The organism is Paraburkholderia sp., assembly GCF_035656215.1.
Lineage (GTDB): Bacteria > Pseudomonadota > Gammaproteobacteria > Burkholderiales > Burkholderiaceae > Paraburkholderia.
Genome location: NZ_DASRSY010000290.1, coordinates 1 through 1,914, shown reverse-complemented (window position 1 = coordinate 1,914; position 1,914 = coordinate 1). Strand labels below are relative to the sequence as shown.

Sequence of the window (1,914 nt, the reverse complement as noted above, 5' to 3'; positions counted from 1 at the left end):
CGTTCAGTTGGCGCTCCTCATCCGGGTTACTGATGAAGGCGGTCTCCACGAGGATCGACGGAATATCCGGCGCCTTCAGCACGGCAAACCCCGCCTGTTCGACCGAGCCCTTATGCAGCTTGTTGATGCCGCCGATTTCCTTCAGCACGAAGTTGCCGTAGCGCATCGAATCGCGGATCTGCGCGGTGGTCGACATATCGAACAGCGCGCGATTGACGGTGGCGTCGGCGGACTTGATGTTGATCCCGCCGATCTGATCTGATGAGTTCTCTTTGTTCGCCATCCAGCGCGCCGCGGCGCTCGACGCGCCATGCTCCGACAAGGCGAACACCGACGAGCCCTTCGCCTCGGGCGTGGTGAACGCGTCCGCGTGGATCGAGACGAACAGGTCCGCGCCCACGCGCCGCGCCTTCTGTACGCGCACGTTAAGCGGCACGAAGAAGTCGGCGTCGCGCGTCATCATGGCGCGCATGTTCGGCTGCGCGTCGATCTTCGCGCGCAGCTTCTTCGCAATGTCGAGTGCGACGTGCTTCTCGTACGTGCCCCCGCCGCCGATTGCGCCTGGGTCTTCGCCGCCGTGACCCGGATCGATCGCGACGGTCAGCAGACGTACCGTGTTGCTCCTGCCGGTTTTCGGGTTGGTGAATGCGTAGCTATCGTCGCTGTCATCGCTACCGAGGTTGCTGTTGCTGCTCCCCTTGTTGCGGGCGATTGCCGTGGGCGGCGTGATCGGTGCAAGCGGTGCCGTCGGCGTTGCAGGCTTGCCGAGAATGGGTGGAGCAGGCGTCGGCGTGGTATGCGCCGGCGGACGCGGTACGCTCGGCGCCGTCCCGCCGCTGCCGTTCTGCGCATAGCGCTCGAAGAAGGCTTCGCTGTTGTCGGCGGTGGGCGGCGTGGTGCCCGGGCCGCTTAGCGTGGCGGGCGGTGCGTTGTTTTCCTCAAGCGTTTGCTGCTTGCGCTCGGTCTGCGCGAGCAGATCCATTAGGGGATCGGGCGCGACCGCGGGGTACAGGTCGAACACCAGCCGGTACTTGTACGCGCCGACCGGCGGCAGCGTGAACACCTGCGGCTTCACCGAGCCCTTCAGATCGAACACCATTCGCACGACGTGCGGCTGATATTGCCCGACGCGCACCGACTGAATCTGCGGATCGTTCGGCGTAATCTTCGACACAAGATCCTTCAGCGCCTGGTCCAGATCGAGGCCGCTCAGATCGACCACCAGCCGGTCTGGACCCTGCAGCAACTGCTGTGTGTTCTGCAAAGGCTGATCCGACTCGATCGTCACGCGCGTGTAATCGCGCGCCGGCCAGACCCGCACGCCCAGCACCGAGCTCGCCCACGCGAGACGCGGAGCGACAAGGCCGAGTACCAGCGTGGATGCGCCTGCGCGCAGAATCTGCCGGCGCCGCCAGTTATGCGTTGCGGTAGCCGCCGATTCGATCGAGCGGAACGGTTTGATCAACATCTTTCGAGACATGCCTTTCCTGATTCGCTGTATGCCCGTGCGACGAGTACCCGGCCGTCGCCCGTGCTGTCCAGATCGAGCGAGAAGACGAGATCCGGCACGCCGAGGAGACGCCCTGCGCGCTGCGGCCATTCGACGAGGCAGATGGCGCCGTTGTCGAAGTACTCGCGAAAGCCCGCGTCGGCCCATTCGGCCGGGTCGGTGAATCTATACAGATCGAAGTGATAGAGCGCGAGTTCCCCAGCGGGCCGTTCGAGCACGTAAGGTTCGACGAGTGTGTAAGTGGGGCTGCGCACGCGGCCGCTGTGGCCGAGGCCGCGCAACGTTGCGCGCACGAGCGTGGTTTTGCCGGCGCCGAGATCGCCGACGAGTTGTACTTGCAGTCCGTGGAATGGCTGGTCGCCCGTGGCACCCGGCGCGTGTTGCTGCGCTTTTTGCAGCGGCTT

At 64.8% G+C, this 1,914-nt stretch carries 2 protein-coding genes; both read right to left on the bottom strand.

Going from position 1 to position 1,914, the window contains the following annotated elements; translation table 11 throughout:
• The coding region (locus VFE81_RS16300) for an N-acetylmuramoyl-L-alanine amidase (protein ID WP_325045587.1) at positions 1–1,480 on the bottom strand (1,480 nt) is incomplete at its 3' end.
• A partial coding sequence (gene tsaE / locus VFE81_RS16295; RefSeq protein WP_325045586.1) for a tRNA (adenosine(37)-N6)-threonylcarbamoyltransferase complex ATPase subunit type 1 TsaE occupies positions 1,462–1,914 on the bottom strand: 453 nt, incomplete at its 5' end. The genes tsaE and VFE81_RS16300, both read right to left, overlap by 19 nt.